Genomic DNA, 6,214 nt, shown 5'->3' with positions numbered 1-6,214 from the left:
CGCACCGCCACCTGGTCCTCACCGAAACCAGCCAGCACCCCGACCACACGTGACAGCGCACGCTCGTCCAGCACCTCCGGCAGGTCGACCAGACCGCCCCAGCGCTCCGGAACCTCCAGCGCAGCCACCCGGCCCAGACCCCACACCTGCGCCTGCACCGGCGACACCAGCCGGTCCGACCGGCCGACCGACACCGCACCCCGCGTGAGACACCACAACCGGGCACCCACACCGGCATCGCCCAACGCCTGCACCAACGCCACCGTGTCGACGAGCCCGAGCAGCGAGACGACACCGGCGTACGCACCGCCGACCAGCCTCGCCAACGCCGCACGATCCGTCCCCGGCTCGACCTCGACCCGGCGCACCTCCGCGCCCCGCCCCACCAGCGCACCCACCAACGGCCCGGCAACGTCACTCCCGGCCGGCGCGACCACCAGCCACTCGCCCGACGGGCGCGCGCCGGAAGCCTCGGCGAGCGGCTGCCACACGACCCGGTACCGCCGGCCGTCCGCCTCGGACTCCGTACGCCGCCGTCGGCGCCACGCCGACAGGGCGGGAATCAGTTCGCTGAGCGGCCGGTCGCCGTCGAGGTCGAGTCCGAGTGCCGTCGCGAGTCCGGCCACGTCCTCCTGCTCGACCGCGTCCCAGAAGGCGGTGTCGACGGTGTCCGGGCCGTGCGCCACGTGGGCGGCGGTGCCGGGGCCCGCGTCCATCCAGTAGCGCGAGCGCTGGAAGGCGTAGGTCGGCAGGTCCACGCGCCGTGCGCCGGTGCCGCCGAAGAGGCGGCTCCAGTCGACGGCCGCGCCGCGTACGTGGGCGCGGGCGACGGCGGTGAGCAGGGTGACGTCCTCGGCGCGGCCGGAGCGCAGGGCCGCGGCGAAGGCGGTGCCCTCGAGGTCGACGCACTCCTGCGCCATCGCGGTGAGCACGGCGTCGGGGCCGAGTTCGAGGTACGTGGTGACGCCGCGGCCTTCGAGGGTGCGGACGCCGTCGAGGAAGCGGACGGCCTCGCGGACGTGCCGCACCCAGTGCTCGGGGTCGGCCAGTTCGTCCGGGGTGGCGGCGCGTCCGGTGAGGAGGGAGACCAGCGGGAGCGTCGGGGTGCCGTACTCGATCACCTGCGCCACTCGGCGGAACTCGTCCAGCATGCCGTCCATGTGGGGCGAGTGGAACGCGTGGCTGACGACGAGCCGCCTGGTCTTGCGTCCCCGTGCCGTGAAGTGGGCGGCGACGTCCTTCGCGACGTCCTCGTCGCCGGCGATGACCACCGACTCCGGGCCGTTGACGGCGGCGACGCTCACGCGTCCGTCGAGCAGCGGCAGGACCTCGTCCTCCGCGGCCTGGACGGCGATCATGACGCCGCCGCCCGGCAGCGCCTGCATCAGCCGGCCGCGTGCGGCGACCAGGGCGCACGCGTCCTCCAGCGAGAACACGCCCGCCACGTGCGCCGCGGCGATCTCGCCGACCGAGTGGCCGGACACCACGTCCGGCCGCAGGCCCCAGCTCTCCAGCAGCCGGTACAGCGCCACTTCCACCGCGAACAGCGCGGGCTGGGTGTAGGCGGTCTCGTGGAGGAGCGCGGCCCCGGGTGTGCCCTCTTCGGCGAACAGTACGTCGAGCAGCGGTCGTTCGAGCTGGTCCTCGAGGTACCAGCACACGTCGTCGAGGGCGTCGGCGAACTCGGGGTGAGTGTCGTACAGCTGACGGCCCATGCCCAGGCGCTGGCTTCCCTGCCCGGTGAACAGGAACGCGAGCCGGCCGGTGGCGGGCTCGTCGTGGACGGTGGCGGGGGTCCCGGTGCCGTGGGCGAGGGCGTTCAGCGCCTGCAGGAGCGTCTCGCGGTCGGTGCCCAGCGCCACGGCGCGGTGTTCGAAGACGCCGCGGGTGGTGGCGAGGGAGTGGCCGATGTCGGCCGGGGTGAGGCCGGGGTCGGCGGTGACGTGGTCGGCGAGCCGAAGGGCCTGGGCGCGCAGGGCTTCCGGGGTCTTCGCGGACAGGGCCCAGGGCAGCAGCGGCCGGCTGTCGCCGTCTCCTTCGTCGCCGTCTCCTTCGTCGTGGCCGAGGGGGGCGGCGGCCGATGCCGTGCCGTCGAGGCCGGTGGCGGTGCCGGTGGCGGCTCGCGCGTCCTCGGCCGTGGGTTCCTCGATGATGGCGTGCGCGTTGGTGCCGCTCATGCCGAACGAGGACACGCCGGCGCGGCGCGGCCGTTCGCCCCGGGGCCAGTCGACGGGCTCGGTCAGCAGGGAGACGTCTCCGGCGGCCCAGTCGACGTGCGGCGTGGGCTCGTCGACGTGGAGGGTCCGCGGCAGAACGCCGTGCCGCATCGCCATGACCATCTTGATGATGCCGGCGACACCGGCCGCCGCCTGCGTGTGGCCGATGTTCGACTTCAGGGATCCGAGCCACAGGGGGCTGCCCTCGGCCCGGCCCCGGCCGTAGGTGGCGAGCAGTGCCTGGGCCTCGATGGGGTCGCCGAGCGTCGTGCCCGTGCCGTGGGCCTCGACCACGTCCACGTCCGCGCTCGACAGGCCGGCGTTGGCGAGTGCCTGACGGATGACGCGCTGCTGCGAGGGGCCGCTCGGGGCCGTCAGGCCGTTGCTGGCGCCGTCCTGGTTGATGGCGGAACCGCGCACCACGGCGAGCACCGGGTGCCCGTTGCGCCGGGCGTCGGAGAGGCGTTCCACCAGCAGCATGCCGGCGCCCTCGCCCCACCCCGTGCCGTCGGCGGCGGCCGCGAACGGCTTGCACCGGCCGTCGGGGGCGAGGCCGCGCTGGCGGCTGAAGGCGATGAAGGAGCCGGGGCTCGCCATGACGGCGACGCCGCCCGCCAGGGCGAGGGAGCACTCCCCGGTGCGCAATGCCTGGACGGCGAGGTGGAGGGCGGCGAGGGAGGACGAGCAGGCGGTGTCGACGGTGACCGTCGGGCCCTCGAACCCGAAGGTGTAGGCGATGCGGCCGGATGCGACGCTGGCCGCGTTGCCGGTGACGAGGTACCCCTCGAATCCGTCGGTGGCGTCCTGGAGCCGGGGGCCGTATTCCTGGGTTTCCGCGCCGACGAATACGCCGACCTGGCCGCCGCGCAGTCCGGCGGGGTCGACGCCCGCCCGGTCGAAGGCCTCCCAGGACGTCTCCAGCAGCAAACGCTGCTGCGGGTCCATGGCGAGTGCTTCGCGCGGGGATATGCCGAAGAAGCCGGCGTCGAATTGGCCGGCGTCATGGAGGAATCCGCCTTCGCGGGTGTAACTCGTTCCGGCCCGCCCGGGGTCGGGGTCGTAGAGCGATTCGAGGTCCCAGCCGCGGTCGGTGGGGAATTCGGTGACGGCGTCCGTGCCGGCGGCGACGAGGTCCCAGAGGGCTTCGGGGCTCTGCACCCCGCCGGGGAAACGGCAGCCGATGCCGACGATGGCGATGGGTTCGTCGCTGCTGACGGCGGCGGTGACGGGCGTGCCGGCGGTGTCGTCCAGGCCGAGGAGCGCGGCGCGCAGGTGCCGGGTCAGGGCGTCGGGGGTGGGGTGGTCGAAGGCGAGGGTGACGGGGAGCCGCAGGCCGGTTCCGGCGGTGAGGCGGGCGTGCAGGTCGACGGCGGCCAGGGAGTCGAAGCCGAGTTCCAGGAAGGGCCGCCGGGGGTCGAGCACGGCGGGGGCGGAGTCGCGGAGGGCGGCGGAGACCAGTGAGGCGACCCATGCGAGCAGGGTGGCGTGCTGCTCGGTCTCGGTCAGGGGGGCCAGCCGCTCAGGCCACGGGAGGGGGTCGGGCGCGGATTCGGGAGCGGCGTCGATCTCGGTCGGGAAATCGCCGGACTGATTCAGCATCGCACGCTCCATTACCCCCGGACAAGAACCCAAGACCAGGGGTCACTCTCGCATGCGCGGGAAGGGGGAGAAACCCCTAACAATCCCCTACGGGCCCCTAGTCGGGGATCCCGGACTCAAGCGGTCTGACGTGCGACTGCACCAGGATGCGCGGAGTGCGGAGGCAATTGCAAGAAAGAACGGAAAGAACGGCGAGAATTCCCGGACGGCCTTTCCGGCGGTACGCGGAATCGGGCCCGCGAAGTGACGGTCCCCGGCGGCGTTTCCGGTTACGGACGGGCGTCCTTCCGTCCCCCGGGTGCGTTCCGCGTGCCGTGGCCCGCCCCCTCCGCCGGCGCGTTCCGTGCCGCTCGTTCGACGAACGGGCCGAGCAGCCCGGGCGTCACCTCCTCCGCGAGGGCGAGCCCGTCGGCGACCGCGACGTCGCGGACCTTGTAGCAGCCGTCGCCCGCGGCGACGACGGCGCCAAGGGTCAGCAGTCCCTTGCGGCGCTGGAATGCGGTGCGGGTGATCTTCCAGCCGATGACGCCCTCGTGGTGGACCGCGGCGGTGCGGCGGGTGAAGGTGCCCGCGCGGACGACGAGGTAGCGGTCGCGCAGGGCGTGGCCCAGGGCGCGGTAGGCGTCGTGGGCCAGCGCGAGGACGACCGGTACGCCGACGAGCGCGGTGATCCAGGCCGCGTGCACGGGGACGGCTCCGAGCAACGGTCCGAGTCCCAGCAGGCCGGCGACGAGGGGCGCGAGGGCCAACAGGCCGCGGTTGATCCGGCGGCGCAGGGCGACCGGTGGGTGCGGCCGCAGGTCCGCCGTCTCCGTCGGGGACAGCTCTTCCGCGAGGACGTCGGCGGCGACCCGCAGAGCCTCCCGCCGGGGCACGGCGGGGGTGAGCGAGCGCCGGCTGCGGTTCTCCTCGCTGCTGCCGAGGCCGCCCGCGACGGCGTCGAGGCGGGCGGCGCCGGCCCAGCGCAGCGGCATGGGCTCGGCGAGTTCGACGCCGCGCAGGCGGCGGCGTTCCATGGTGACGGACCGGTGGACGAGCAGACCGCGGCGGACCCGGTAGGCGTCGTCCCCCTCCCTCTCCAGCCGGTAGCCGGTCCAGCCCTCCACGAAGGCGGCGGTGGAGAGCGCGGCGCCGACGACGAGGAGGGCGACGACGGTCGTGAGGACGCCGAACCACCAGGGGACGGAGCCGAAGCGGTCCCTGAGGTCCACGACGACGGCGAGGTCCAGGGGGTTGATCTTCATCTCGCCCAGGACCCGCGCGACCGTGCCGACCCCGATGAGGACGGCGCCCAGCCCCCACAGGCTCAACGGCGCGTAACGGAGCCACGCCCAGTCCAGCTCGGCGACGGGACCGGGCCCCGGGCCGTCCCCGTCCGGCCCCGGGGTCCGGGTTCCGGCGCCGGCCCGGCCGTCCCGGTCCAGCAGGAGCCGGCGGATCTCGTCCGCGTGGCCGCGGGTGATGCCTCCGAGCCGCAGTTCGCGGGCGGCGGGCGAGCCCTGTCCGCCGGTGCCGATGCGCAGGGAGACGAGGCCGAACAGGCGGTGCAGCGGCTTGGCGTGGACGTCGACGCTGCGGATCCGGTCAGCGGGGAGCGAGCGGTCGCTCCGGAAGAGCAGCCCGGAGCGCAGTTCGACGCGGCCGTCCGCGATCCGGAAGCGGGTGGTGAGCAGCCGCATCGTGCCGATCCAGGTGATCACCAGGAAGGTGGTCAGCAGGGAGCCGAGGGAGATCAGCGCCTGCAGATCGGGACCGGTCAGGAGCAGCGTCAGGGCGAACAGGGCGAGCGGACCGGTGAGCATGCCGAGGTTGACCAGCAGCAGACGGGGGCTGAGCCGGCGCCAGCCGGTGTCCTCGGCCCCGGCCGCGCCCGCCCGGCCCCCGCTCATGTGGCGTCTCCCGGTGTGGCCTGGGTGGCCGTCGTGAGGTGTTCGACGAGGTCCCGGGCGGTCCGCTGGTCGATGCCCTTGATCCGCACGGCGCCGGAGGAGGAGGCGGTGGTGACGGTCACCCCGGACAGTCCGAAGAGCTGTTGGAGGGGGCCGCGCAGGGTCTCCACGGTCTGGACACGGGAGAGCGGCACGACGCGCCAGGTCTGCCAGAGCCAGCCGGAGGCGGCGTAGACGGCCTGGTCGGTGACCTCCCAGCGGTGGGCCCGGTAGCGCCAGGCGGGCATGACGGCCATGTAGGCGACGCCGGGCACCAGGAAGGCCAGGCACAGCCAGCCGAAGACGAACCGCGCGGGCGGGATGAACAGGTACAGCAGGCCGAACACCAGGGGCAGCGGCAGCGCGAACACCGCCGCCTGCAGCGTCCACCAGGCCGGCGCACGCCGGTCGACACGGTGGCGCGGGGGCCGGAGCCCGACGTCGTGCGTGCGTTCCACTGCCGCCTCCTCC

Annotated in this window: 2 protein-coding genes and 1 pseudogene; all 3 read right to left on the bottom strand. The window is 74.2% G+C overall.

Going from position 1 to position 6,214, the window contains the following annotated elements; translation table 11 throughout:
* Window positions 1-3,737 (bottom strand): annotated as a pseudogene (locus ACFZAU_RS04815) (type I polyketide synthase); the annotation flags it as partial.
* 347 nt (window positions 3,738-4,084) lie between these two features.
* On the bottom strand, window positions 4,085-5,704 hold the full coding sequence (locus ACFZAU_RS04810; protein ID WP_500551092.1) for a PH domain-containing protein: 1,620 nt from the start codon (window positions 5,702-5,704) through the stop codon (window positions 4,085-4,087).
* On the bottom strand, window positions 5,701-6,201 hold the full coding sequence (locus ACFZAU_RS04805; RefSeq protein ID WP_500551091.1) for a PH domain-containing protein: 501 nt from the start codon (window positions 6,199-6,201) through the stop codon (window positions 5,701-5,703). The genes ACFZAU_RS04810 and ACFZAU_RS04805 overlap by 4 nt, the downstream gene beginning before the upstream one ends.
* Window positions 6,202-6,214: the final 13 nt, after the last annotated feature.

Source organism: Streptomyces sp. NPDC008238 (genome assembly GCF_042956445.1).
GTDB lineage: Bacteria > Actinomycetota > Actinomycetes > Streptomycetales > Streptomycetaceae > Actinacidiphila.
Note: the sequence above shows the minus strand (reverse complement) of the source record. Positions and strands in the feature narration are given on the sequence as shown.